19 protein-coding genes are annotated in these 26,685 nt (G+C 61.5%); 11 read left to right on the forward strand and 8 right to left on the reverse strand.

Features of this window, described 5'->3' with window-relative positions; all coding sequences use genetic code 11:
• Window position 1: 1 nt before the first annotated feature.
• From M0D68_RS05800 to mug, 4 genes are all read right to left on the reverse strand, one after another.
• On the reverse strand, window positions 2–3,313 hold the full coding sequence (locus M0D68_RS05800) for an efflux RND transporter permease subunit (protein ID WP_093635067.1): 3,312 nt from the start codon (window positions 3,311–3,313) through the stop codon (window positions 2–4).
• Entirely contained in the window at window positions 3,310–6,441 is a 3,132-nt protein-coding gene (locus tag M0D68_RS05805) for an efflux RND transporter permease subunit (protein WP_093635068.1), read from the reverse strand. The genes M0D68_RS05800 and M0D68_RS05805 overlap by 4 nt, the downstream gene beginning before the upstream one ends.
• A 15-nt stretch (window positions 6,442–6,456) precedes the next feature.
• The gene (locus tag M0D68_RS05810; protein ID WP_200652486.1) at window positions 6,457–7,710 is read right to left on the reverse strand and encodes an efflux RND transporter periplasmic adaptor subunit; all 1,254 of its coding nucleotides are present in this window, start codon (window positions 7,708–7,710) and stop codon (window positions 6,457–6,459) included.
• A 557-nt stretch (window positions 7,711–8,267) separates the two neighbouring features.
• Window positions 8,268–8,849, reverse strand: coding sequence for a G/U mismatch-specific DNA glycosylase (gene mug / locus M0D68_RS05815; protein ID WP_200652487.1), 582 nt, complete (start codon window positions 8,847–8,849; stop codon window positions 8,268–8,270).
• A 188-nt stretch (window positions 8,850–9,037) separates the two neighbouring features.
• Between mug and M0D68_RS05820 the strand changes: the two genes are divergently transcribed.
• The 9 genes from M0D68_RS05820 (at window position 9,038) to M0D68_RS05860 (ending at window position 20,587) form a co-directional block, all read left to right on the forward strand.
• On the forward strand, window positions 9,038–10,003 hold the full coding sequence (locus tag M0D68_RS05820; RefSeq protein WP_200652488.1) for an ornithine cyclodeaminase family protein: 966 nt from the start codon (window positions 9,038–9,040) through the stop codon (window positions 10,001–10,003).
• 223 nt (window positions 10,004–10,226) lie between these two features.
• The gene (locus tag M0D68_RS05825; protein WP_093635072.1) at window positions 10,227–11,159 is read left to right on the forward strand and encodes a LysR substrate-binding domain-containing protein; all 933 of its coding nucleotides are present in this window, start codon (window positions 10,227–10,229) and stop codon (window positions 11,157–11,159) included.
• Between the two features lie 217 nt (window positions 11,160–11,376).
• Window positions 11,377–12,921 carry an APC family permease gene (locus M0D68_RS05830; RefSeq protein ID WP_093635073.1) on the forward strand — a complete coding sequence of 515 codons (1,545 nt, stop codon included), beginning with the start codon at window positions 11,377–11,379 and terminating at the stop codon, window positions 12,919–12,921.
• Window positions 12,922–12,978: 57 nt separating this feature from the next.
• The gene (locus tag M0D68_RS05835) at window positions 12,979–13,743 is read left to right on the forward strand and encodes an SDR family NAD(P)-dependent oxidoreductase (protein WP_200652489.1); all 765 of its coding nucleotides are present in this window, start codon (window positions 12,979–12,981) and stop codon (window positions 13,741–13,743) included.
• A gap of 72 nt (window positions 13,744–13,815) precedes the next feature.
• Complete coding sequence (locus M0D68_RS05840) at window positions 13,816–15,246, forward strand: aldehyde dehydrogenase family protein (protein ID WP_266223938.1); 1,431 nt, start codon at window positions 13,816–13,818, stop codon at window positions 15,244–15,246.
• Between the two features lie 42 nt (window positions 15,247–15,288).
• Complete coding sequence (locus M0D68_RS05845; RefSeq protein WP_234487815.1) at window positions 15,289–16,494, forward strand: DSD1 family PLP-dependent enzyme; 1,206 nt, start codon at window positions 15,289–15,291, stop codon at window positions 16,492–16,494.
• Window positions 16,495–16,547: 53 nt separating this feature from the next.
• Window positions 16,548–17,726: a porin gene (locus M0D68_RS05850; protein WP_200619520.1), complete on the forward strand. Its 1,179-nt coding sequence runs from the start codon at window positions 16,548–16,550 to the stop codon at window positions 17,724–17,726.
• A 691-nt stretch (window positions 17,727–18,417) separates the two neighbouring features.
• Window positions 18,418–19,905: a catalase gene (locus M0D68_RS05855; RefSeq protein ID WP_200652507.1), complete on the forward strand. Its 1,488-nt coding sequence runs from the start codon at window positions 18,418–18,420 to the stop codon at window positions 19,903–19,905.
• Window positions 19,906–19,972: 67 nt separating this feature from the next.
• The gene (locus M0D68_RS05860; RefSeq protein ID WP_200652491.1) at window positions 19,973–20,587 is read left to right on the forward strand and encodes an ankyrin repeat domain-containing protein; all 615 of its coding nucleotides are present in this window, start codon (window positions 19,973–19,975) and stop codon (window positions 20,585–20,587) included.
• Between the two features lie 22 nt (window positions 20,588–20,609).
• Here the strand turns inward: M0D68_RS05860 and M0D68_RS05865 are convergent, their stop codons facing one another.
• The 4 genes from M0D68_RS05865 to M0D68_RS05880 form a co-directional block, all read right to left on the reverse strand.
• Entirely contained in the window at window positions 20,610–22,874 is a 2,265-nt protein-coding gene (locus M0D68_RS05865) for a molybdopterin cofactor-binding domain-containing protein (RefSeq protein ID WP_200652492.1), read from the reverse strand.
• Window positions 22,874–23,323 carry a (2Fe-2S)-binding protein gene (locus tag M0D68_RS05870; RefSeq protein ID WP_093635079.1) on the reverse strand — a complete coding sequence of 150 codons (450 nt, stop codon included), beginning with the start codon at window positions 23,321–23,323 and terminating at the stop codon, window positions 22,874–22,876. The genes M0D68_RS05865 and M0D68_RS05870 overlap by 1 nt, the downstream gene beginning before the upstream one ends.
• A 73-nt stretch (window positions 23,324–23,396) precedes the next feature.
• On the reverse strand, window positions 23,397–23,708 hold the full coding sequence (locus M0D68_RS05875) for a high-potential iron-sulfur protein (protein WP_093635080.1): 312 nt from the start codon (window positions 23,706–23,708) through the stop codon (window positions 23,397–23,399).
• Window positions 23,709–23,724: 16 nt separating this feature from the next.
• Window positions 23,725–24,723, reverse strand: coding sequence for an aldo/keto reductase (locus M0D68_RS05880; RefSeq protein ID WP_200652493.1), 999 nt, complete (start codon window positions 24,721–24,723; stop codon window positions 23,725–23,727).
• A gap of 157 nt (window positions 24,724–24,880) precedes the next feature.
• Here M0D68_RS05880 and M0D68_RS05885 point away from each other — a divergent pair, with 157 nt between their 5' ends.
• Both M0D68_RS05885 and M0D68_RS05890 read left to right on the forward strand, forming a co-directional pair.
• Entirely contained in the window at window positions 24,881–25,315 is a 435-nt protein-coding gene (locus tag M0D68_RS05885; protein ID WP_200652494.1) for a helix-turn-helix domain-containing protein, read from the forward strand.
• A gap of 113 nt (window positions 25,316–25,428) precedes the next feature.
• Window positions 25,429–26,646, forward strand: coding sequence for an MFS transporter (locus tag M0D68_RS05890; protein ID WP_200652495.1), 1,218 nt, complete (start codon window positions 25,429–25,431; stop codon window positions 26,644–26,646).
• Window positions 26,647–26,685: the final 39 nt, after the last annotated feature.

Below are 26,685 nucleotides of genomic sequence, written 5' to 3' on the forward strand. Positions count from 1 at the left end.
GTCATGCCCTCGTATCCGGTTGTCCGGGTTGCTGCGCGTCGCGATTCCATGGCAGGTTGGCGGACCATCTGACCAGCTTGAAACGCAAGCGGTCGAGGTAGAGGTAGATCACCGGCGTCGTGTACAAGGTAAAGACCTGACTCAGGATCAGGCCGCCCATCACCGTGATACCGAGCGGTTGCCGAAGCGACGCGCCCTGGCCAATGCCGATGGCGAGCGGCACCGCGCCGAGCACGGCCGCGAATGTGGTCATCATGATCGGCCGCAGACGGACCACGGCGGCGGAGTGAATCGCGTCCCGCGCCGGCATGCCTTCGGTGCGCTGCAAATGGATCGCGACGTCGACCATCATGATGCCGTTCTTCTTGACGATACCGATCAGCAGGATGATGCCGATCAACGCGATCACCGAGAACGGTGTGCCGAAAATCAGCAAGGCCAGCGTCGCGCCGATGCCCGCGGACGGCAGCGTCGACAGGATGGTCAGCGGGTGGATCGAGCTTTCGTACAACACGCCGAGCACGATATACACCACGCCGAGCGCAGCCAGGATCAGCAGCGGCACCGTCCCCATGGACTGCGAGTAGGCCGCCGCCGCGCCGGCAAACGAGCCGTGGATGCTGGCGGGCATGCCGATCTCGCGGATCGTGTTGTTGATCGCCACGCCTGCCTTGCTCAACGAACCGCCCGCGGGCAGGTTGAACGAAATCGTCGCGGCCACGAGGCCGCTCTGGTGGTTCACCTGGGTTGATGTATGGCTGTTCGAGAACGAAGCCAGCGCTGCCAGCGGCACCATGGTTTCGGCCGCGGTGCTGTCCGCACTGCCGGTCGAACTGCCGCCCTTGCTATTGGCAATGCTGTTGGTGGTCGCGTTGGCTTGCGCGTTCGAGTTGAGCGTGTTCGTGGTCGCACTGGCTTCGGTCGCGACGGTCACGCCCGACACCGTGCCACCCGGCATCTGCGTGCCCGCCGTGCCGGTGGCGTTGCCCGACGCCGTACTCAGGTAAATCTGGTTGAGCGCTTGCGGGTATTGCCAGTAATCCGGCGCCACCTCCATCACCACGAAATACTGGTTGAGCGGGTTGTAGATGGTCGACACCGTGCGCTGGCCGAACGCGTCATACAGCACGCTGTCGACCTGGTTCGGCGCAAAGCCGTAGCGCGCCGCCGTCGAGCGATTGATGGTGACGTAGGTCTGCAGACCGTTTTGCTGCAAGTCGGAGTTCACGTCGAGCAACTGCGCGTGCTCCTTGGCGAGCGCGGCGACGAGCAGCGGTGTCCACTTGAACAGTGCGGCGGAATCGTCGCTGGTGAGCGTGTACTGATACTCGGCGGCGGATTGCCGTCCGCCGATTCGCAGATCCTGCTGTGCCTGGATAAAGAGCCGGGCGCCTGAGACCGCATTGAGCTTGGGCCGCAGGCGGTTCACGACCTCAGTGGCCGAGGCGTGGCGTTGGGCTAGCGGCTTGAGTTCGATGAACACGTTCGCGGTATTGAGCGCGCGGCCGCCCGTAAAGCCGGCTACCGAGGCGACTGCCGGATCCTTCTGCACGATCTCCTGCAATTGCGTGAGCTTCTTTTGCATCGCCGGAAAGGAGATGCTCTGGTCGGCGATGATCTGTCCGATCAGGATGCCCGTGTCCTGCTCAGGAAAGAAGGTGGCCGGCACCAGCTTGAACAGAAACACATTGCCCACCAGCAGACCGATCAACAGCAGGATGACCAGCAGCGCGTGGTCCAGTACGGCCGTGAGCGAACGCGAGTAGGCATTCTTGAAACGATCGAACTGCTTTTCGACCCATATCGCCCAACGCGCTTTCGAATGTCCGGCGTTGTCGCGGCTCAGCACGTAGGCGCACATGGCCGGTGTGACCGTCAGCGAAATCACCAGCGAGATCAGGATGGCGATGGAGAGCGTGACCGCGAACTCATGGAACAGCAGGCCGACCACACCCGGCATCAGCATGATCGGGAGGAACACGGCGATCAGTGAAAGGCTCATCGAGATCACCGTGAAGCCCACTTCGCCGCTGCCTTTCAAGGCGGCCTCTTTCGGGCTGAGCCCCAACTCCATATGACGCACGATGTTTTCCAGCACCACCACCGCATCGTCGACCACGAAGCCGGTGCCGATGGTCAGCGCCATCAGTGAAAGGTTGTCGATGCTGTAGCCGAGCAGGTACATCGGCCCGAAGGTGCCCACGATCGACAGCGGCAGCGCAACGGCCGGCACCAGCGTGGCGCGCGGCGATTGCAGGAAAATAAACACGACGCCCACTACCAGCAGCACGGCGATGAATAGCGTGCGCTCCGTGTCGCCCACCGACGCTCTGACCGACTCCGAACGGTCGATCGCGATGCCCACGTGCACACTGCTCGGCAGTGTCGCCTCGATTGACGGCAGGACCTTGCGAATCTGCGCGACGGTGCTCACGACATTGCTGCCCGGCATCGGATACACGATCACGAGGATGGCGGATTTGCCGTTGAAGAGCCCGGCATTGCGGATATTTTCGTTCGAATCCCTGACCTGGGCCACGTCGCGCAACTGGACCGGCGAGCCGTTGCGGTAGGCGACCACCAGGTCGCGATACGGCGCGGCATGCGTAATCTGGTCGTTGGACGTGACCACGTAGCGCTGGTCGCCCTCGTCCAGATGGCCCTTCGCGCTGTCGGCGTTGGCGGCGCTGATCGCCGCGCGTACGTCTTCCAGACCGATGCCGTAGCTGTTCAGTTTGCCCGGCTGCAATTCCACGCGTACCGAGGGCAACGCGCCGCCGCCGAGTGTGATCTGACCCACCCCCTGGACTTGCGAGAGTTGCTGCTGGATCACCGAATCCGCGGAGTCGTAGAGCTGTGCCTTGGTGAGCGTGTCCGACGTCAGCGAGAGCACCATGATCGGCGCGTCCGCCGGGTTGTACTGGCGATAGCTCGGGTTGCTGCGCAGCGTGGTTGGCAGGTCGGCGCGCGCCGCCTGGATGGCCGCTTCGACGTCGCGCGCGGCGCCGTTGATGTCGCGCTTTAGACCGAACTCGACCACGATCAACGACGAGCCGACGGTGCTGATCGACGTCAGTTCTTCAACGTCGGCAATCGTGGCGAGCCGCCGCTCGAGCGGCTCGGCCACCGTGGTCCCCATGATGGCCGGACTCGCGCCCGCCATGTTCGCCTGCACGACGATGACCGGAAAGGCGATATTCGGCAACGGTGCAACCGGCAGCCGGAAGTAGGCGAGCGCCCCGGAGATCAGGATCGCGACGGCCAGAAGCGTGGTCGCGACAGGCCGCCGGATGAATAGCGCCGAAATGTTCACGGCGTTTCCTCCGCACCGCCAGGAGGCGAACTCTCCGGTTTATTGCGGTTGCGCCAGCGTCTCGTACGCTCGGCCATTCTGTCGAAGAACAGATAGATCACGGGCGTGGTGAAGAGCGTCAGTACCTGGCTTAGCGTCAGACCGCCGATGATCGCGAGACCCAGCGGCCGGCGCAATTCCGAACCCGTGCCGCTGCCGAGCAGCATCGGCAGCGCGCCGAGCATGGCGGCGAGGGTGGTCATCAGGATTGGGCGGAAACGCAGCAGTGAAGCCTCGAAGATCGCCTCGCGCGGCGGCTTGCCGTGATTGCGCTCGGCGTCCAGCGCGAAGTCCACCATCATGATGGCGTTCTTCTTGACGATACCAATGAGCAGCACGATACCGATAATGCCGATCACATCCAGGTCGCTGCCGGCGATCATCAGCGCGAGCAGCGCACCGATACCCGCCGAGGGCAGTGTGGACAGAATCGTCACCGGATGGATGAAGCTCTCATACAGCACGCCGAGCACGATATACACCGCGACCAGCGCCGCGATCAGCAGATAGACTTCGCTCGACAGCGAATCCTCGAATGCCTGGGCCGCGCCCTGCAGCGACGAGGTGATCGACGGCGGCAGGTTCACCGACTGTTCGGCTTGATGGATGGCCTTGACGGCGGTGCTCAACGACGCATCCTTCGCGAGGTTGAACGAGATGGTGACCGATGGGAACTGCGCCAGATGGCTGATCACAAGCGGCGACTTCGTGATCTGGATCTTCGCGATGCCCGACAGCGGCACCTGGCCCGTGCTGCTGGTCTGACTCGGCAGATACAGGTTGCCGATCGACTGCACGTTCGGCAACGATTCCGGTTTGGCGACGAGAATCACGCGGTACTGGTTCGACTGCTCGAAGATGGTCGAGACGATCCGCTGGCCGAGCGCGTCGTAGAGCGCGTTGTCAATTGTCGCGGGCGTAATGCCGAAGCGCGCCGCAAGTTGCCGGTTGACTTCGACGTTCACGCTGAGGCCGTCGGTATTCATGTCGCTTTGCACGTCGGCAAGCGACGGAATCTGCTTCAGCTTTGCTATCAGTTCCGGCACGTACTTCTGGAACGCCTGCTGGCTCGGTCCGCGCAGCACGAAGCTGTACTGGTTCGGCGAGACCGTTGTGTCGAGCGTCAGATCCTGCTCGGGCTGCATGTAGAGCCTGACGCCCGGCACACTGGCGACTTCCTGCTGCAGACGCCGGGCCACTTCTTGCGCGGTGTCGGAACGCTTGTCGCGGTCGCGAAGATTGATCAGGAAGCGGCCATTGTTCAGCGTCGAGTTCGTGCCGTCGATACCCACGTACGAGGTCAGCGAAACCACATCCGGGTCTTTCAGGATCGCATCGGCGAGCGCGCCCTGGCGTTTCACCATCGCGGTGTACGACACCGAGTTGTCGGCCACGCTAATCCCCTCGATCACGCCGACGTCCTGCACCGGAAAGAGGCCCTTCGGAATCACCACGTACAGGATGCCGGTCAGCACGACCGTACCGATGGCCACCACGAGCGTCAGCACCTGGTGATCCAGCACCCAGCGCAACCCGCGCTCATAGGCGCCGAGCGTTTTGTCGAACAGGCCCTCGCTGATGCGCTCAAAGCGGCTCGGATGACGGTCGGCCTGCGCGCGCAACATGCGCGCACAGAGCATCGGCACCACGGTCAGCGAGACGATCGCGGAGATCACGATGGTGACGGCGAGCGTCACCGCGAATTCGCTGAACAGACGCCCGATCACGCCGCCCATGAAAAGCAACGGAATCAGCACGGCAATCAGCGAGATGGTCAGCGACAGAATCGTGAAGCCGATCTGACCCGCGCCTTCCAGCGCGGCTTCGAGCGGTGTCTTGCCTTCCTCCAGATAACGCACGATGTTCTCGATCATCACGATCGAGTCGTCGACCACGAAGCCGGTGGCGATGATGAGCGCCATCAGCGAGAGGTTGTCGATCGAGTAGTTCAACTGGTACATCACAGCCAGCGTGCCGATCAGCGACACCGGCACCGATATGCTCGGAATGAGCGTGGCGGGCACGTTGCGCAGGAATACGAAGATCACCGCGACCACCAGCACGATGGCGAGAATCAGCTCGAACGCCGCGTCGGAAACCGACGAGCGGATCACGCCCGTGGTGTCCGACACCACCGTCACTTTCATACCGGCCGGCAGCGTGGACTCGAGCTGCGGCAGTTGTTTCATGATCTGGTTGACGGTCGCGATCACGTTCGCGCCCGGTTGCCGCTGCACGTTGAGCACGATCGCCGGTGAGCCGTTGTACCAGGCGCCGCGCTCGACGTCCTGAGCGGCCTGACTGACCCGCGCGACGTCGCGCATGAATACCGGGGCGCCGTTCTGGTAGGCGATCACCGTGTCCAGATAGTCCTTCGGGTCGGTGATCTGATCGTTGCCGTTGATCGTGTAATCGAGCTCCGGGCCGTCGAAATTGCCCTTCGGCTGACTGACGTTGACATAGCTGAGCAACGTGCGCAGATCGTCGATGTTCAGACCGTAGGCGGCCAGCTTGTGCGGGTCCGCTTCCACACGGATTGCCGGTACATTGCCGCCGCTCGTCGTGACCACGCCCACGCCCGACACTTCGGAAATCTTGGTGCCGAGACGGTTGTTGGCGACGTCTTCAAGCTGGGTCAGCGACATCGATTTCGACGTGACCGCGAGCGTCAGGATCGGCTGGTCGGCCGGATTGACCTTGGCATATGTCGGCGGCGCCGGCAGACCGGAGGGCAGGTAGCTGTTGGAGGCGTTGATAGCCTGCTGGACGTTCTGCTCGGCGATGTCGAGGTTCAGCGAGAGATCGAACTGCAGCGTGATGACCGATGCACCGTCCGAGCTATACGAGGTCATCTGTTGTAAGCCGGGGATCTCGCCCAACTGCACTTCGAGCGGCGCCGTGACCGTGGTGGCCATCACGTCGGGACTCGCGCCCGGATAGAACGTCTGCACCTGGATGGTCGGATAGTCGACGTTGGGCAGCGACGAAACCGGCAGCACGCGCATGGCGACGAGGCCCACCAGCACGAGTGCGATCATCAGCAGCAGCGTGGCTACCGGTCGAAGAATAAACAGACGGGAGATGTTCATCGGCGCGTGAGCTTGCTACGACGAAGCAGCATTAGCCGACGCCGCTGCTGGCGCGGACCCGGCAGCGGGTTCGGAGGCGGCAGGCTCCGCGGCGGCGCCGCTGGCCGACGCACCAGCCGCCGCGGGCTTCGGCTTGGCCGGCTGGATTTTGGCGCCGTCGTTCAGGCGGTCTGTACCGTCCGTGACCACCTGGTTGCCTTGGGAGAGGCCGGACAGGATGACCGTGTTCTTGCCGTCGCTCGGGCCGAGCTTGACCTTATGTACTGAGACGGTGCTGTTCGCGTTGACCAGATAGACGAAGTCGCCCGGCGCGCCGGTTTGCACGGCGGGGGTCGGCACCAGCACGGCATTCTGCATCGTATCGACCAGCAGCTTGACGTTGACGAACTCGTTGGGGAACAGCGCTTCGTCGTCGTTGGGAAAAGTGGCGCGTAAGGTGACGGTGCCGGTCGATGTGGCCATCTGGTTGCTGACGGCGTAAAGCGTGCCTGTGGCAACCTCGCGCGCGTTGTCGCTGGAATACGCGGTGACCGGCAAGGTGGCGCCGCCGTTCAGGCGCTGCACGATGGAGGCCAGCGCGTCTTGCGGCACCGTGAACTGCACGGTAGTCGGCTTGATGGTGGTGATGACGACAATCCCCGTCGACGATGACGCCGTCACGTAGTTGCCCGGGTCCACGAGGCGCAGGCCGACCTTGCCGGCGACCGGCGCGGTGATGTAGCAATAGGCCAGGTCGAGGTCGAACTGGGCGATGTTGGCGAGATCGGCCTGGACTGCAGCCTCGTCCTGCTGCACGAGGAATTGCTGATCCGCAAAGGTCTGCTGGGCGATCGACTTGCGCTCGTTCAATTGCGTGAAGCGGACCAGATCGGCACGCGCCTGGGCCAGCGTCGCGCGGTCTTTGGCGAGTGTCGCCTGAGCCTGCTGCTTGCTGATCTGATACTGGCGCGGATCGATCTGGGCGAGGAACTGGCCTTTCTGTACTTCCTGGCCTTCGTGATAACCGACGGCCGTGAGGTAGCCGCTTAGCTGCGGCAGCACGGTCACGGTGGCGGTCGGCGTGACCGTGCCGAGTTCGCTCAACGTGACAGGCATCGAACCGAGTGTGGCGCTCGCGACAGTGACGACGATCGGTGCGACGTCGCGCGTGGGTTTCTTCTGGGTCAACAGGTGGACAACGACAAGCGCGACTAGCGCCAGCACGACAACCGCAAACAGAATGAGCCCGCGTCGGGAGCGCTTGGGTTGCTTGGACACGGCTTCGCTCATAGGTATCTCCGAAAACAGATGCTGCCGTTGATAGTTGGACGGGGAGTCATTCTCTGCCGGGATGTTGGGAACATGCCATGGTTCTCGTGCGTTGTCACAACCCAACGACTGTTTGGACTGCTGTTATCTAATTGCAAGCAAAGCGGACTGGGCAAAATGCTTAAGGCCGTGACCGGCACAGGGCGACGTTATGGCCTGGTGACTGGATCCGTAGCGATGAATGCGCTTCGTAATTGGCGGTAACGTTTTATCAAGGTCGCCTCGCGAAATAGCGCGTGCGGCGAATCGCCGACTACCGCGAGGGCCTTGCTGACAGACCGTGTGTTGCTCATGTTCGCCTTGGTGGAAGCTGGTGGACAACGATTGAGACGAGGCATGGCGTCAATGTACCAGGGGCGCGCAAGGCTTGAGTTACCGGAGTGATACATGTTGAGGTTTGAAAGACTCCGTCGGATGTCTTTCGGCTTGCAGCTCGCGCTGACGAACGGTTGATCGTTGAGGTTTTCTTTGGGCGGTGGTCGTCGCGAGCGGGAGTGCGCGATGAAAGCTTGTTGAAATTATTCAAGCCGCGATGAGGGAACAGGTCTGCGCGTTGAAGGAGAAAGCGCGCCCCTGGCCGGCGCAACGGCAAGACGAAGTTCCCGGTAGGCGATCACTAGCGCGTCGAGGCTGAATGTCCGGTTCAGTCCGCTGGGATTGGGCAACACCCATACGCGGGCGCCGCCGAACGTTGTCGGTTGCGGGCCCCAGTCGATGTCGCGTGTGCCCGACATCGCGGAGAGCGCCATCTTCCCGAGGAAGGCAACACATTGCGGCGCATAGCGTTCAATCTTCTGTTCGAATTCCGTCGCCGCCGCTTTGAACTCGCGGGGCGATAGTTCGTCGGCTCGTGCGGTTGGACGCGAGACCACGGTCGTCAGGCCACAACCGTACTGCAGGAGCGTGTGATCGTCGTCAGGAGAAATCTGTTCAGGGGTGAAGCCCGCCAGATGAACGACCCGCCAGAACCGATTGCCTCTGCCGGCAAAGTGGCGGCCGGTCGATGCCGCAAGAACGCCCGGATTGATTCCGCAAAACACCACCGACAAACCTGGTTCAAGAATGTCAGGAAGACTTTGCAGAGGATCGGAGTGAGTCACGGACGGTGTAATCCTTTATTGAGGAGAGGCTCCCAGGAGAGCAGCAGTTTGGGCTACACCGTCACGGCGGACAAGCTACAGCCTTGAGTTCCTCCGCAACCGTCTTTGCATGAGTCCAGACCGTATCGGCATTGGCCAGCCGGATTCCGCCCCGCTATGTTAGGGAGTTTCAATGCTGCGAGGCTTTCATGTTGATCATTCCGGAGCAACAGGCGTCCCAACTCGTGTCCGTCGAGGACGCGATCGACGCCGTCGGCGATGCCTTTGCCGCGAGCTACGCGGGCAATGCCCGATCGTATCCCGTCGTGCGGGAACAAACTGGCCATGCCGACGCCGTATTCGGCGTGAAAGCCGGCTTTGATGCGTCGCTGCCGGTGCTCGGTCTCAAGGCCGGCGGTTACTGGCCGGGCAATGTAAAAAGGGGGCTGGGCAATCACCAGTCTTCAGTACTTCTGTTTGATGCAGACACCGGTCGCGCAGTCGCCCTTGTAGGAGCGAACTATCTCACCGGCATTCGCACTGGAGCGGCCAGCGCACTTGCGACGCGTGGTCTCGCGTCCCCGGACGCGTCGATTCTCGGTATCGTCGGCACCGGCGCACAGTCGATCCATCAATATCGCGCGACGTGCGCTGTACGTCCGATCACGCATGTGCTGGCGTGGGACCCGAATCCGGACAACCTGCGCACGTTGCGCGACCTGGTCGAGGCGGACGGTCTGCGATTCGATGCGTTGTCCCTCGAGGCGGTCGCGCGTCACGCCGATGTGCTGATTACGGTAACGCCGTCACATATGCCGCTGATCCGCCGCGAGTGGATTCGCCCAGGCGTCCACATCAACGCAATGGGAGCCGACACAATCGGCAAGCAGGAACTCGAGGTGGAACTGGTGGCGGCAGCCAGCATCGTCGTTGACGAGATCCAGCAGGCGATCTCGATTGGCGAATGCCAACATGCGTACGCCCGCGGATTGCTCACGGCGGAAAAACTGAGCCTCACGCTCGGCGGGCTGGTGAGTGGCGCCCAGCAGCGCGGCGCAGCCGACGACATCACGATCTTCGACGGGACCGGCACTGCGCTGCAGGATCTGGCTGTCGCAGCGCTCGCCTATCGACGCGCGCAAAAAGAAGGACTGGGGTTTGCATGCGATTTTTGATCGACAGGCGGCCACGTTGATCCACGTGTTTATGCTCATTTATGGTGCATCAAGTTCCTTTCACACCGGCAGCGTCGCGCGTGTGCACCACAATGGATCGTCGGCATTCCCTATGTGACGTGTTTCGCCCGGCACAGCAGTTGCTTCGTTTTGTATCTGCCTTCGCCGGGCACGACTTCATCGGCGTGGGTGTTTTTTCGACTGGAGCGGCTGATTTCTGTCCATGGAACTGAAGTGGCTTGAAGATCTTTTGACGCTGGCGGCCACGCGCAATTTCTCGCGCACCGCCGAGTTGCGTTTCATGACACAGCCGGCGTTCAGCAGGCGCGTCAAGATGCTGGAAGAGTGGGTCGGCGTCAGGTTGCTCGATCGCAACGCGCAGCCGATTGCGCTGACCGAAGCGGGTGAACGGTTCCGCGACATTGCCGAGGAGGTGGCCCGGCAACTCTATCAGGGGCGCGACGAATTGCGTGCGGCAGCGGAGGGACTCGCGAGTACGGTCAAGTTTGTCGCGACACACAGCCTTTCGCTGACGTTTTTCCCCCAGTGGATCAGCGCTTCTGAAAAAGCGGGGGAAGTGCTGAAGTTCCGGCTCGATACCGGGCATGCGAATGCGTGTGTGCAGATGATGCTCCAGGGCACGAGCCACTTCATGCTGTGCCACACACATCCTTCTGTCGATATTGGCCTCGACCCCAAGCAGTTTCTTGTCTATCGCGTTGGCTTCGACCGCTTGTTGCCGTTGTCGCGGCCCGGCGCCGACAATGAGCCGCTCGACTCTCTCGACGGAGCGCCTGCGCATCACTGCCGGTACCTTGCGTACGCCGAAACGTCTGCCATCGGTCGCGCGGTGGAGAACCTGTTGCGTACCTCGCCCGCAGCCAATCGGCTCGACCGCGTCTTCGTCTCGCCGCTCGCCGGCGTGCTGAACTCGATGGTGCGCGATGGGCGCGGACTTGCGTGGCTGCCGCAGAGCCAGGTTGGTCGCGAGCTCGAATCGGGGGAACTGGTCCGCGCGGGCTCTTCCGAATGGGATCTCGACGTCGACATCACGCTGTTCCGTCCACGTGCTCGCTTGCCCAGCAGCGCCGAAGCATTCTGGGAAACGCTAACAGCCACTTCCGCAACCAATACGGTTCAGCCGGCTGCTGCCTGAGTCGCTGAAAGCGCAAGCTGCCGTTCAAGTCGCCGCAATACCTCATCGCAATCGGCAGGTCTGGTCGCGAAGTCTCTGTTCATCCCCATCCGAATAAGTCATACGTATACGCCATAGCGCCATGCTCGCTTAGCATCGCGCGATCGAATTTCGGCATTGGATTGCAATTTTGTGGCCACCTACGATGCGCTCAAGTTGACCTGACTGGAGCAATTCGATGACTACGAAAGAGGTGAGCGCAAGTGCAGAGGCCGATGGCCTCAAGCGCAACGCGTTGGGATTGATCAGTGCGATGGGCATGTCCCTCGCGTTCATCTCGCCGACCATCGGCGTGATGTTTATATCGGCGTTGATCGGCGGCAAGGCCGGCGTGTCTTCGCCATTTGTGTTCGTGCTAGGGACCGCTGGCATTGCGCTCATGGCATTGACGATCGCGGAATTCGCCAAGCGCGTCACGTCAGCGGGCGGCTTCTACAAATTCATTACGCTGGGTCTTGGACCCGAAGCCGGTTTTGCAGCCGGGATGCTGATGCTGTTCGCGTACGCGCTGCAAAGCCCGATCAATACCAACCTGTTCGGCGGTTTTCTCAGCAACGCACTTCGGAATGACTTTGGCATCACGGTGCCGTGGTGGGCGTTGATGATCGGCGTCGTGGTCCTGGTCGGTATTCTCGCGTGGTATTCGGTCCATGCGTCGATGCAATTCGACGTCGCGCTGCTGATTGCCGAAGTCGTGGTGGTGGGTGGCTTGTTGATCGTCATCGTGTTCAAGGGCGGCGATGCGGGTCAGGTGCCGGAAAGTTTTTCGCCGATGCACGCGGATCAGGGATTCGGCGGTATCGGGCAGGCATTCGTCTTTATCGTCATGGCGTTTTTCGGCTTCGAATCGTGCCTGACCGTGGCGGAGGAATGCCGTAATCCACGTCGCAATCTGCCGATCGCGCTGATTGGGTCGGTGGTGCTCGCTGGCTTGTGGTTCACATTCGCGATGTATTCGATCGTGGTGGGCTACGGCTCCGCGCACATGGACAAGCTGGCCAACTCTCAGGAGCCGATTCACGACCTCGCCGTGCGCTACCTTGGGCACATGTACGGCAATCTTGTCGATCTCGCGGCCGTCTCTGCCATCGTCGCCGTCGTGCTTGCCATTCATACCGCCAATTTCCGCGTGTTGTATTCGCTGGGCCGCGATGGGCTGCTTCACAAGGCGCTCGGCCGTACTCATCCGAAGCACAAGACGCCTCACGTCGCGATTATCGTGTACTCGATCCTGACCCTCGTGGTGGGTATTGGTGCGGGGTTCTGGTGGGACCCGATGTCCGCGTTCGGCAATCTCGGCTATCTGTCGTCACTCGGCATGCTGCCCATCCTGATTCTCACCAACGTCGCATTGCCTGTATTCATGTGGAAACGCTATCGCGCAGAGTTTTCGCTGGTGCTGCATGTCGCGTTCCCCGTTATCTCCAACGTCATTTTCCTGGCAGCGATCTGGCTGAATGTTCATCCGTGGCCTGCCGCGCCGTTGACCGCGTTCCCGTGGATTGTCGTGGCCGTGATCGTGCTCGCCGCGTTGTGGGGTCGGCGACTGAAGCGTCGCGGCTCGCCGGCGTTCTATCGCCTGGGCGCAGTGCTCTTCATTGAGGGCGATGCGATTCCGGAAATGGTGGACGTCGAAATCGAATCGCTCGATGAACTGCCGCATGGCTCGGCAACCATGCATGGCGCTGATAAGGCACTTGGCTACGGCAACGAAGCAGCTTGAAATTTTCTTCGCCACGTAGAGGTGTGTGCGTGGCGTGTAGCAACCAACCAGAGAACTATGATGGGCAGACTGAATGGTAAGAGCGCGCTGATTACCGGCGGCGCGTCAGGCATAGGTAGGGCGATTGCGCAATTGTTCGCCGAGGAGGGCGCCCGCGTCGTGATTACCGACATCAACACGGCGGCGCTTACTGCGGCGGTCGACGAGTTGGCGCAATACGGCACAGTGTCCGGTTGCACAGGCGACGTGCGTTCGATGGCGGATGCCGGCTACATGGTTGGGCACGCTGTCGATGAGCATGGCGGCCTCGACATCCTCGTATGCAATGCGGGCATTACCAGCGTGATGCCGATCGAGCAACTATCCGAGGACGAGTGGGACGCGGTTCTGACCACCAACGTCAAAGGCATGTTCACGATGGTCAAGCACGCCGTACCCAAGATGATCGAGCGCGGCGGCGGCAAGATCATTACGCTCGGCTCGGAGATGGGCATCGTCGCGGTCCCTGAGTCACCGGCATATAACGCCAGCAAGGGCGCGGTAATGATGTTCACAAAATCGATCGCGCTCGACCTGATCCGCCACAACATTCGCGTCAACGCGTTGTGTCCCGGCATTACGCGTACGCCGCTGTTGCAGGCGGAAGTCGACAACAGCCTCGACCCGGCGAAGACCGCCGCGGCTCAGGCATCGTGGGCGCCGATCATGCGTGTCGCCGACGCGCGCGAAATCGCCTACGGCGCACTTTTTCTGGCCAGCGACGAAAGCTCGTTCGCGGTCGGCACCAATCTCGTGCTCGACGGCGGCTTTACCGCGCGTTAGGCATCCCAGGCATTCCCGCAATGTTCGGCCGCTCATGCGGCGGCCGGATTACGCCCCTACAGGAGTCACACAATGAAACAGACGGCAGCCTTTATCGACTCTGAGTCGGTCGAAACACTCAACACGGCTGCGGTGCTGGACCCGTCCAGCGGCAAGGCGATCGCCCAAACAGCGGATTGTGGTCCCGACGAAATCGATCGCGCCGTGCGCGCGGCCCGGCGCGCGTCGCGGCAATGGCGCAGAGTCGCGGTTGCCGAGCGTGCGCGCATTCTGCGGCGCATCGCCGAACTGATCAAGCGTGACGAGGCGGATCTCGCGCGTCTCGAAGCGTTGCAAACCGGCAAGCCGTTGAAGCAGGCGCGACGCGACGCGGAACTCACCGCCCGGTATTTCGACTTCTACGCCAGTGCGGTGGAAACACACTACGGTTCATCGATTCCGCTGAATGCGGACACGATGATCTTCACGGAGTGGGAGCCGCATGGCGTGACGGCGCACGTGATCCCGTGGAATTACCCGATGCAGATTTTCGCGCGCACGATTGCGCCGGCGCTCGCGATGGGCAACTGCTGCGTATTGAAGCCCGCGGAAGAGGCGCCGTTGACCGCTGTGCGGCTCGCGTCGCTCGCATTCGAAGCAGGCCTGCCCGCGGGCGCTCTCAATGTCGTAACCGGGTACGGTGAGACCGCGGGTGCGGCATTGACGGGTCACGACGATATCGACCACATCTCATTCACCGGCTCGGTCGAAGTGGGGCGCATCATCGCCCACGCAGCGGCGAACCGCGTGATTCCCGCGACGATGGAACTGGGCGGCAAGTCGCCTAATATCGTGTTCGCCGATGCGGATCTCGAACGCACGGTGCCGGGTGTGATCAATGCGATCCTGCAAAACGCAGGTCAGACATGCTCAGCCGGCTCACGGCTGCTGGTCCACGAAAGCGTGCACGACGTGATGGTGGCGCGCATTGCGCAGGCCTTCGGCAACGTGGAGATCGGTCCCGCGTTGAACGACCCTGCACTGGGTCCGCTGATTTCGAAGACTCAGCGCGGCCGCGTCATGTCGTTCGTCGAACGGGCTCGCAGTCACGGCGCAAAAATCGTTGTCGGCGGCGATGCACTCAACGGCGGTGTGCTGGGCGACGGCTTTTTTTTCCAACCGACGCTGATCGACAACGTCGATCCGTACAGCGCGATCGGTCAGGAAGAAGTATTCGGTCCTGTGCTGGCCGTCACGCCGTTCCGCGATATCGAAGAAGCCGTGCGTCTCGCGAATGGTACCGACTACGGTCTTGTCGCCGGCGTATGGACGCGCGACATCGGCACCGCGCACCGGATGATCCGGGAAGTGCTGGCCGGACAGGTCTTCGTCAATACGTATGGCGCATCCGGCGGCGTCGAGCTGCCGTTCGGCGGCTTCAAACGCTCGGGCTACGGCCGCGAAAAAGGGGCGGAGGGGCTGCGTAGTTTTGCGCAGATCAAGACCGGTGTCGTCGCGCTGTAAGTGCGTTCACTTCTTTCTACATTCCGACTCATGACCAGCATCATGCCCGCACCGCGCTTGCGCGGTGAGCCGACTACTGTCGGCGATTCGCAATACGTTCCTGTTGCTAGCCGATCAATCGAACATCTGGCTACGCCGGCGCTACTGCTCGACGAAAGCCGGATGGCCCGCAACATCGCCCGTCTGCGAGGGCGGCTCGCGGGGCTCGGTGTCAACCTGCGTCCGCACCTGAAAACGGGGAAGTCGCTCGACGTTGCTCGCCGTGTCATGGATGGCCCGGCCGGCCCCGCAACGGTGTCGACGTTGCGCGAGGCCGAGCAATTCGCGGAGGGCGGCGTTCGCGACATCCTCTATGCCGTCGGTATCGCGCCGGGCAAGCTCGAGCGCGTGACAGCATTGCGCCGGCGCGGGGTCGATCTGTCGGTGGTGGTCGACAGCCTGGATGCCGCCCACGCGGTCGCGAAGCAGTCACGCATCAGTCGCGATCCTATTCCCACGTTGATCGAGATCGACTCCGACGGTCATCGTGCTGGCGTAAGCCGCAAAGCGTCTGAGCAACTGGTGGCTATCGGTCGCGTGCTGCATGAGGGTGGCGCGCTGTTGCGCGGCGTCATGACCCATGCGGGGGAATCGTACGCGTGCGACACCGTCGAAGCGATCAGCGAGATGGCCGAGCGCGAACGTGCGGAAGCGGTTGCGTGTGCAACCGTGTTGCGCGACGCGGGTCTCCCCGCGCCGGTAGTGAGCGTGGGGTCGACGCCGACGGCCCACTTCGCGCGTGATCTGAGCGGTGTTACGGAAGTGCGCGCCGGGGTGTTCGTCTTCTTCGATCTCGTGATGGCGGGCCTCAACGTGTGCACCGTCGATGACATCGCGCTCAGCGTGCTCGCGACCGTGATCGGCCATCAACCCGACAAGGGCTGGATTCTGGTCGATGCGGGCTGGATGGCGATGTCGCGCGATCGCGGCACAGCATCGCAGAAGCTCGATCAGGGCTACGGCGTGGTCTGCGATGTGAATGGTGTGCCGTACCCCGGCCTGATCATGGCCCAGGCGAATCAGGAGCAGGGCATTCTCGCGCTGCGCAGCGGGGCGGACGCGCAGTTACCGCAACTGCCCATCGGCTCGCTGGTGCGCATTCTTCCCAATCACGCGTGCCCGACCGCCGCCCAGCACGATCACTACAAGGTCATACAGACTGGATCGCGCGAGATTGTCGACCAATGGTCGAGATTCAGGGGATGGTGAAGATGCAGCCACATTGGACAGACGCAGTTTAAATTCAACGAAGAAGAGATCAGATGAAGATAAAACTTCTGGCGGCGCTTGCCTGTAGCGCGTTGGCCAGTGCCGCACAGGCGCAGAGCAGCGTGACGCTGTACGGCACGCTCGATACCGCCATCGGCTACGTGAGCAATCTGCCGAAAGCGAATGGCGGGACGGGCAGCGCGTTCCAGATGATAAACGGGACGCTGAGCGCCAACTCGTGGGGCTTGAAGGGCACGGAAGACCTGGGCGGCGGACTCTCCGCGGTCTTCAGGCTCGAAAACGGCTTTGTTCTTAGCAACGGTGCCCTGAACAACAACGGGCGGGAGTTCGGTCGCGTGGCAACTGTCGGTCTGGCGAGCGTTCCGCTTGGCACTGTCACGCTCGGCCGGCAATTCGATCCGCTGGTCGACCTCATCGAACCGCTGACGGAAGACGCGATATTCGGGTCGGCGTTTGCGACTCCGGGCGATCTCGACAACTACGACGAAAGCCTTGGCGTCAACAATGCCGTGAAGTATGTGAGCCCGAGTTACGCGGGCTTTCAGTGGGAAGGAATGTATGCGCTCGGCGGAGTTGCGGGCAGCGCGTCGAGCGGTCAGACCTATGCGCTTGCAGCGGCATATGCGAACGGTCCGCTGAATCTTGCCGCCGGGTACCTTCACGCGAACTTCGCGAACGATTTCGTGTTGACCAGCAGCGGTGTGTCGCTCGCACCGGGCGCCAGCGCGCCGACAACCGACAACCCCTATTTTTCGAGTATCAATCGCGGACTGTTCTCGGCGAAGTCGGTGAGCATGATTCGCGCGGCCGCGAGTTATCAACTCGGCTTGTTCCAGTTCGGCGCGGCATACAGCAATGTCGCATACGGAGAAGGATCGCTGTCGGCCGATACCCACTTTAACAACGCTACGGTCTATGTGAACTACAAACCGGTTCCCACGACGACACTGGGCGTCGGCTACAACTTCACCAAGGGCGACGGCGGTGCGCAAACCGACGCGACCTACAATCAGGTTAGCCTGGGCGCCGACTACACTTTCTCGAAGCGTACGGACGTCTACGCACTCGCTGCATATCAGAAGGCATCTGGTCGAACGGCTGACGGCACGGGCGGCAGTATGGCAGCTACCGCATCGATCGGCTCCTATGGCCTCGATTCGGGTAAGAACTCGGAGACGATGGTACTGCTCGGCGTGCGGCATCAGTTCTAAAGCGCAGCGCTCTCGCTTGCGTGGCTTTCGCGATCGTGAACCCACGCAAGCGCTTTGTCGCGTGAATGATTATTGATAACGCTTCAATTCACATTCGAGACGAGTGATGAAATCAGGAAAGACATCGCCAATTATTGGCACGCATGCCCACACTCCTGATTTAATTAACGCTATTCCACACAAAGATAAGGTTAAGTTAAGGTTGTTTATAAAATAAAAAAACGTTTTTTGGATGTGCTGGATAAAAACATATCATTCATAAGGGTATGCGAAAAAATAATAAATTCAGTTGAAATTATTCGAACTGGATAAAGCGTACACGGCGCCACCACGCACGGGGCGTACGCAAGGCGCTGCAAGCGTGGCACGGCGTCATTGTTGAGAAAAGCGCAATGCCGCAAGACCCACGGCAGATTTTCCCCACGAAATTCAGAACGATCTTTCAATTCACATTTCCGTCATTGAATCTGCGATTTCCTGTCGAATAAATTCGCGTCAATTGTCAACTTTATTTTTGTAATTTTTGTTGTCTAAGTGAATTCAGTGACTATTGAAATGATAGAAAAAAGAGATTGGATAATCGAATGTCTGAGTAATAGGATTCCTCCGGTTTCCCCCCATGAACCAGGAATACAACGTGAAAATACTGAAGACACAGATTGCAGCAAGCATTTTCTCGATCGTCTCCGCCATGGCGATCGCTCAACCGGCGTTTGCCGTGGATATGACCCAGGATAGCGGGTCCCCTGTCGGCGACAACCAGAACTCCCAGACGGCAGGCCCCGAAGGTCCGGTGCTTTTGCAGGACTCTCATCTCATCGAGAAGCTGCAGCGCTTCGACCGCGAGCGCATACCCGAGCGCGTCGTGCATGCGCGTGGCACAGGTATCTATGGCGAGTTCGTGCCGACTACAGACATCAGTTCCCTCACCTCTGCCCAGGTGTTCACGCCTGGATCGAAGACGCCGGTCTTCGTCCGATTCTCGACGGTGATGGGCTATCGCGGCTCGCCCGAGCAGGCACGAGACCCGCGCGGTTTCGCTATCAAGTTCTATACGCAGCAAGGCAACTGGGACATGGTCGGCATCAACTGGCCGATCTTCTTCATTCGGGACGCGATCAAGTTTCCTGACTTCGTGCATGCGAACAAGCCATCGGCGGTGACTGGCGTGCAGGATCCGAATCTGGCGTTTGACTTTTTTGCTCATTCGCCCGAAGCGACGAACATGCTGACACACCTCTACACGGACGAGGGCATGCCGGATTCGTATCGCCACATGGACGGCTACGGCGTGCACGCTTTCAAGTTCGTCAATGCGAAAGGGGAAGTTCACTACGTGAAGTTTCACTGGAAGAGCCGGCAGGGTGTCGAAGGCATTCGTCCCCAGGATATCCCGCATTCGATCGGCGCGGACTGGAATCTGATGACCAATGACCTGTACAACTCGGTCAAGGCGCATTCGTATCCACAGTGGGACCTTTACATCCAGGTGCTCTCGCCGAAGGATCTGGACAAATTCGATTTCGATGCGCTGGACGACACGAAGGTGTGGCCGTCTTCCATCCCGGAGCAGAAGGTGGGCACGATGACGCTCAACCGCATTCCGGACAACTATTTTGAGTCCACGGAAGAATCGGCATTCGCGCCGTCGCGGCTCGTGCCGGGGATCGAGCCTTCCGAGGACCGGATGTTGCAGGGTCGTCTGTTCTCCTACGCCGATACGCAGATGTATCGCCTAGGCCCGAACTACAACCAGTTGCCGATCAATCGCCCCGTCGTCCCGGTCTATAACAACAACCAGGACGGCTTCATGAACGAGGGCGATCGAAAGGGCGAAGTGAACTACGAGCCATCCGGAGTCGCCGAAATCTCGCAGCAGGACAAGTACAAGTCCGTGCAGACGCCGCTGAAGGGGGCAACCCAGCAAAGAGCGATCCACAAGACGCTCGACTTCCGTCAGGCCGGCGAGTATTACCGGACGCTGTCCGAGACCGGCAAGACCGATCTGATCACGGCGCTGTCGGGCGACCTTGGCCGCGTGACCAACGACGCGAACAAGTACGCAATGCTCTCGTACTTCTATAAGGCTGATGCCGACTACGGTACCCGTCTCGCGCGTGCGACCAACGCGGATGTCACCCGTGTGAAGGATGCGGCCGCACACCTGAGCGATAACTGAAGCATGCACGGAAGCCTGCGCAAGCAGGCTTCCCGACTGATCAGACAGGCTTTTTACGGAGAACGTAATGCGATGCTCTTTCACTGCCGGGCGCCTTGTTCGGACTGTGGCGGTCGCGGCCTTGGCCGCACTGTTGACGGCGAGTTGCGCACAGCATGTGTATCAACCGGGAACGTATTCGGCCGCGACGGACACCCCGCGTTTCACAGAAGACTGGTTTGTCGCGGCGCGTGCGGGACGCACGGATATCGTTCAGGCATTGATCGACGCGCATTTCCCGCTCGAGACAACGACGCCCGAAGGCTATACCGCGCTGATCCTTAGCGCGTATGACAACCACCCGGAGACATTGAAGGCCCTTCTTTCTGCAGGCGCCAACGCTTGCGCCGCCGATCGGCATGGCAACACAGCACTGATGGGGGCGCTCTTCAAAGGCGAGACGAATATTGCAACGATGTTGCTCGACACGCATTGCGACATCGATCAAACCAACAACGCGGGGGAAACGGCATTGTCGTTTGCCGCGCTATTCGGCCGGCTCGATATGATTCCGGTGCTTGTCGCGCACGGCGCCAACGCGAATCATGTCGATGCGCGTGGCGGGACCGCGTTGCAAATGGCGATCGCACAACACAACCCGGCTGCGGAGGATGCATTGCGACACGCCGGCGCGACACAATGAGACGTGGTCGATAAACCGCCGTTCACGCCCGCTTCAACAACGCGCTATCCACCGGCAACGCCCGAACCCGCGTGCCTGTCGCATGGAAGATTGCGTTGCTGATCGCAGCCATTGTCGGCGGCACGCCCGGTTCGCCAACACCACCGGGCGGTGCAGCGCTCGGCACGATATATACGTGCGTTTCCGGCACGGAGTCGATACGGGCGACACGGTAGTCGGTGAAGTTCGACTGGTCGGCTGCACCCTGACTGAACGTCAGTTCGCTGTATAGCGTGTTGCCGAGCGCCATCACGACAGCGCCTTCGAACTGCGCGATCACGCGATCGGGATTGACGATACGTCCGCAGTCGACCGCCAGATCGATACGTGTCACGCGCACCGAGCCATCGTCGGCAACTTGCACCTGCGCGACCGCGGCGACGTACGACAGAAAGCTGCGATGAACAGCGATGCCGCGTCCATGGCGAGCGGGCAACGCGGCGGACCAGTTCGACCGCACCGCCGCCGCGCGGACCACCGCGGCATAGCGTGCGGTATCGATCGGATACTCGTCGATCGACGCGCCGTAGTTCGGATAGTCGGCCCCCAGCGCATGCAGATCGACATGGCGCGGACTGCCCAGCAGCGCGAGCAGATGCTGCACCGGGTCCTGTCGCGCAGCGGCGGCGAGCTCGTCGGCGAACGAGCCCAGCGCGAAGCCGTGTGGGATGTTGTACACGGAGCGATACCAGCCGATACGTGTATGCGCGGGCGCCGCTCCGTTTTCGCACTGCACGTTGGCGACTTCATAAGGCATGTCGGTCACACCCTGACCGAGCTCGCCCGCCGAACCATAAACCACGTTCGGCGTGAACGTCGAACCGATCGACGGAAACACGCTGCGGTGCAACCACGCTATCGTCTTGCCCTGCGCATCGAGTCCGCCCTCCATGTGCTGCGCACACACGGCATGGAAGTAGTCGTTTCGTATGTCGTCTTCGCGTGTCCACGTCAGCTTGACGGGTACGCCGACTTCGCGCGCCAGGAACGCGGCCTCGGCCACATAGTCCGGTTTCGACTTGCGGCCGAAGCCGCCGCCGAGCAACGTAACATTGATCGTCACGGCTTGCTCCTGCAGGCCGAGCACCTGTGCGACGGTTGTCCGCGCCTGCTGCGGGTTTTGCGTCGCGGTCCAGACCTCGATCGCGCCGTTCGCAAACGATGCAGTCGCAGCCAGCGGCTCCATCGCCGCGTGCGCCAGATGCGGCACGTAATAGTCCGCCGACACGTGTCGTGCAGCGTTTTTCAGCGCGCCCGCGGTATCGCCGTTATTGCGCACAACCTTCCCAGGCTGCCGCGCGGTGTCCTCGAGCGCCTTGCGATACGCGTGGCTATCGTAAGTGCCGTTCGGCCCGAGGTCCCATTCGAGCTTCAGTTTCTGTCGCCCTTGCTGCGCGGCCCACGTGTTGGTCGCTATCACCGCGACGCCGCCCAACGGCCGGAACCCGGCGGGCAGCGGCGTGGAAGAAATGCGCACCGCGTGCAACACGCCGGGCACCTTCATCGTTTCGGTCGAGTCGACGCTTTTGAGCGTTGCACCGTACACGGGCGAACGTTCGACCGACGCATACGTCATACCGGGTAACACGACATCGATGCCGTACGTCGCACGGCCGTGAACAATGTCGTCGAGATCGACGATGGGCATCGACTTGCCGATATAGCGCCACGTGTCCTCGTTTTTCAGGTGCAGCGTGTCGCGGCCGGGTACTGGCTGACGCGCCGCGGCCGCGGCCACCGCGCCGTATGAAAGGCGCCGCCCACTCGCCGCATGCACGACATGACCCAGTTCGGTCCGGCAACTCGCCGTGCTCACGCGCCACTGCGCAGCGGCGGCCGCCATCAACATCTGCCGCGCGGAGCCGCCTGCCTCGCGCAGTGGCTGGAAGAACTGGCGGATGCTGCGCGAGCCATCGGTATTCTGGTCGCCGTACTTCGCATCGCCTTGTGCCTGCACGACCTTGACGGTGTTCCAGTCGGCATCGAGTTCGTCGGCGAGGATCATTGCGAGGCTGGTGCGGATGCCGGTGCCCATCTCGGAGCGATGCACGACCAGCAAGATCTCGCCCGACGGCGCGACCGATACATAGACGTTCGGTGCAAATACCGTTTTGGTGCCGCTTGCCGAAGCGAGCGGGCTCGCTGCAAACGCCATGCGTGCGCCGCCGACTTGCAGGCCCAATACCACCCCGCCCGCCAAGGTACCCTTCAGCACCCGGCGCCGGCTCAAATTGACAATCTCGCTCATTACGCCTGCTCCGCCGCTGCCTTGATGGCAACCTTGATGCGTTGATAGGTGCCGCAGCGGCAGACATTGCCGGACATCGCTTCGACGATCTGCTCGTCGCTCGGCTTCGGCGTCTGTTTTAGCAGCGACGCAGCCTGCATCATCTGGCCAGGCTGACAGTAGCCGCACTGCGGCACATTCGCGGCTTTCCACGCTCGCTGCACGGGATGCTCGCCGCCTTTGCCCAGGCCTTCGATCGTCGTCACGGGCTTGCCCTGCACATCGCTCAGCGAGGTGACGCACGAACGCACGGCCACGCCATCCAGATGTACGGTGCAGGCGCCGCATGCGCCCACGCCGCAGCCGAACTTGGTGCCATGCAGCCCTAACAGGTCCCGCACCGCCCATAGCAGCGGCATGTTCGCGTCGGCGTCGACGTTGTGATGCACGCCATTCACAATCAGTTCCATCGGTTCACTCCTTGTTGTCGACGCAAGCCACACCCGTCGGCGCTGCCTGGCATCGTCTATCTGCGCACGCCGTTCATGCCCTTGCCTGATAAGCGTTGCACCATCCGGTACCGCTCACTTGCTTCGCGCCGAACAGCGCACAAAGCGCGCTGGCGTCGGTCGGCTTGCCCTGGAAGAACTGGCAGTTCGTGCAGCGCTGGTTGTCGTTGAAACGGGGATATTTTGTGCGGTCGACATGGGCCGCATCGGTCTTGTACCCGAGTGCCTGCGCAGCGGGATCGCTCTCCTGAAGCTGCGGGGGCGCCGCCCAGACGGAGCGTCCGCTGATCGCGAGCGCTGCCGCGCCGATTGAATGGAGCATGAAGGTGCGTCGATGGGTTCGCATGGTCGATGGCTCCCTGTCATGCTACGAGCACGCGTTCCGGGGGCGCCATGAATTCCGGCCCAACGGGATCCTTGACGAACTGCGCAACAATCGCGTCAATCTGCTTGAACGCCTTCTCGTCGAGGCGCCAGCCGAATACGTCTTCGATCCCGTCCAACTGCGCCGGGCGACGTGCGCCCCACAGCGCGATCGTTGGGCCGCGGTCGAGCACCCAGCGCACCGCCAGCGCGAGCACCGATTTATCGAAGTTATCGCGCGCGAACACGTTGAGTGCTTTCACGGCCGCGACATACTGCTCGCGACGCGGCTCGCGAAACTTCGGGTCGCGCTGGCGCAGATCGTCGCCCTCGAAACGCGTCTCGACACCGATGCGCCCTGCCAGCAGCCCGCGGCATAGTGCCCCATAGGCAAGCGCGACGAGCCCATGCTGTTTTGCATACGGCAGCACGTCATGATCGATATCGCGCTCGAACAGGTTGTACGGCGGTTGCGTGGTTGACAGCGGCGCCACGCGCCGGAATGCATCCATTTGCGCAGGCGAGAAGTTGCTGACGCCCAGCGCCCGCACCTTGCCTTCCTTGCGCAGATCGTCGAGTACCGCGGCGGTCTCTTCGATCGGCACCAGCGGATCGGGCCAATGGACCTGATACAGATCGATGTAATCTGTCCGCAAGCGCCGAAGCGTATCCTCTACTTCTTGACGAATGCGCGCTGGCGACGAATTGCGGAACACCGCACCGTCGTGCCATTCCAATGCGACCTTGGTCGCGATGACCGCCTTGTGCCGATACCCATCGGCCAGCGCCTTGCCGACAATCTCCTCCGAAGCGCCGAAGCCGTACACCGGCGCTGTGTCGATCAGATTGACCCCGCTGTCGAGCGCCCGGCGGATCACCGCGATCGAGTCTTTCTCATCGGTGCCGCCCCACATCCATCCGCCGATCGCCCAGGTGCCAAGGCCGATGCGTGAGACGGGAGTCGTTAAACCTTCAATTGCGATTGTTTCAATAGTCATGTGAAGCTCTCTAATCAAAGCACTACGTAAAGCACCGCATACGGGTCGAATGCGATCTGACTAACGGCGACTTGCCCATCGGACGGGCAGGCGAGCCGATTATTTCAGCGGCATCCGGCGATCACAAGAAGGCACCTGACGGTTTCATACTTTCCCCATGGAAACTAATTGCTACGACGGCGCTTACGCGCACGACAATCCGCAAAAAAAAACCGATGACCTGGCGCGGAACATCATCGAGCAGATCGCGGACAAGTGGACGATCCTCGTCATCGACGCGCTCGGTACGCACGGCGAGATGCGTTTTTCGCGGCTGCGCGAAGTGGTGGAGGGCGTGAGCCAGAAAATGCTCACCAAGACATTGCGGCAGCTCGAGCGTGACGGCCTCGTTACGCGCTACGTGCATCCGGTGATCCCGCCGCGGGTCGACTATCAGCTGACGCCATTGGGGCGGAGCCTGCTCGACAAGATCTGCGGGATATGGGATTGGGTCGAAGTCCACATGAGCGAAATGGAATTGGCGAGGCGCGAATTCGACCACGGCGAAAAGCGGGCCGATCACCTGCGTCCGCGTGATGTGCCGATCGCTTAGCGCATCCGTCGTGATGTGAGGCCGAAGCTAAGCGCCACTGTCGAGCCGCCAGCAAGGCCGTGAGAAATTGCCCATAATTGCGCGCAGTCTTCGAGCAACCGTTGGGACGTTTCATGAAAGCAGCTTCTGTCACACCGCAATCCCCGATCGCATTTCTGGCTGTCGCGTTGGCGTTCGCGATCAACATGATGGGTACAACGCTACCGACAGCAATTTATCGGTACTACCAACTGCAGTATGGTTTTACACCGACCATCATCACGGTGATCTATGCCTCGTATGCAATCGGGGTACTGGGTGCACTGCTACTGGTCGGCAACTGGTCCGATCAGCTCGGCCGTCGTCGCATGCTACTGGCCGGACTGTTTGCGTCGGCTGCGTCAGCGCTGATGTTCCTGCTCAGCGACGGGTTGGCGCTTCTGATGCTCGGCCGCCTGCTGTCGGGAATCTCCGCCGGCATCTTCACAGGAACTGCCACCGTCGCTGTGATCGAACTCGCGCCGCCTGCGTGGCGCGGCAAAGCCATGCTCGCGGCTACGGCGTCCAATATGCTCGGGCTGGGTTGTGGTCCTTTGCTAAGCGGCATCCTGGTCGAACTATTCCCCTGGCCAACGCGCTTGCCCTATGCGGCGCATCTCGCGTTGGTGGGCGTCGCCGCGCTAGTCGTTCTTGGCGTGCCGGAGACCGCTACGATTCCTGCGCGCGTGAAGCTCGGCATCCAGAAAATTTCGCTTCCTGCCGAGGTACGCCGTGCGTTTATTCCTGCCGCGCTGGCGGGCTTTGCCGGTTTCGTCGTGGTGGGCTTCTTTGCGGCTGTCGCCCCGCAACTGATTCGGGTCGTACTCGGCTTTCACAGCGGCATCGTGACCGGCGCGATCGTGTTCCTGCTGTTCGCGTGCTCCGCACTCGGGCAAATCGTGCAGACGGTCATTGCTGCCCGATGGAGGCAAGCGGCTGGCTGCGTTGGACTCGTCGTGGGACTGATATGTGTTGGTTTGTGCGTGCCGGAGCGCTCGCTCGGCGCGCTTTTGCTCGGCACCGCCCTGGCAGGAATCGGGCAGGGCATCAGCTTCCGCGCCGGGTTGGGCGAGATCGCGTCCGCCGCGCCGGCGCACAGACGAGCGGAAGTCACGTCCAGTTTTTTCGTCGTGCTTTATGTGGCGATCTCACTACCTGTGATCGGCCTTGGCATCGCCGTGCAACTCGCCGACATTCAACGCGCGACGTTGCTTTTCGTTGGCTTGACGATAGTGCTTGTGCTTATCGCGCTGCTCCTGCTGATGCGTGAGCAGGCGGACACGGGGCAAGATGCGCAAGCGATCGGTGACTGAACGCGAAGCCGCTCGATTTCGGCAGCGTTATGCTTTACT

It is taken from the genome of Paraburkholderia sp. SEWSISQ10-3 4 (assembly GCF_030464785.1).
Lineage (GTDB): Bacteria > Pseudomonadota > Gammaproteobacteria > Burkholderiales > Burkholderiaceae > Paraburkholderia > Paraburkholderia aspalathi.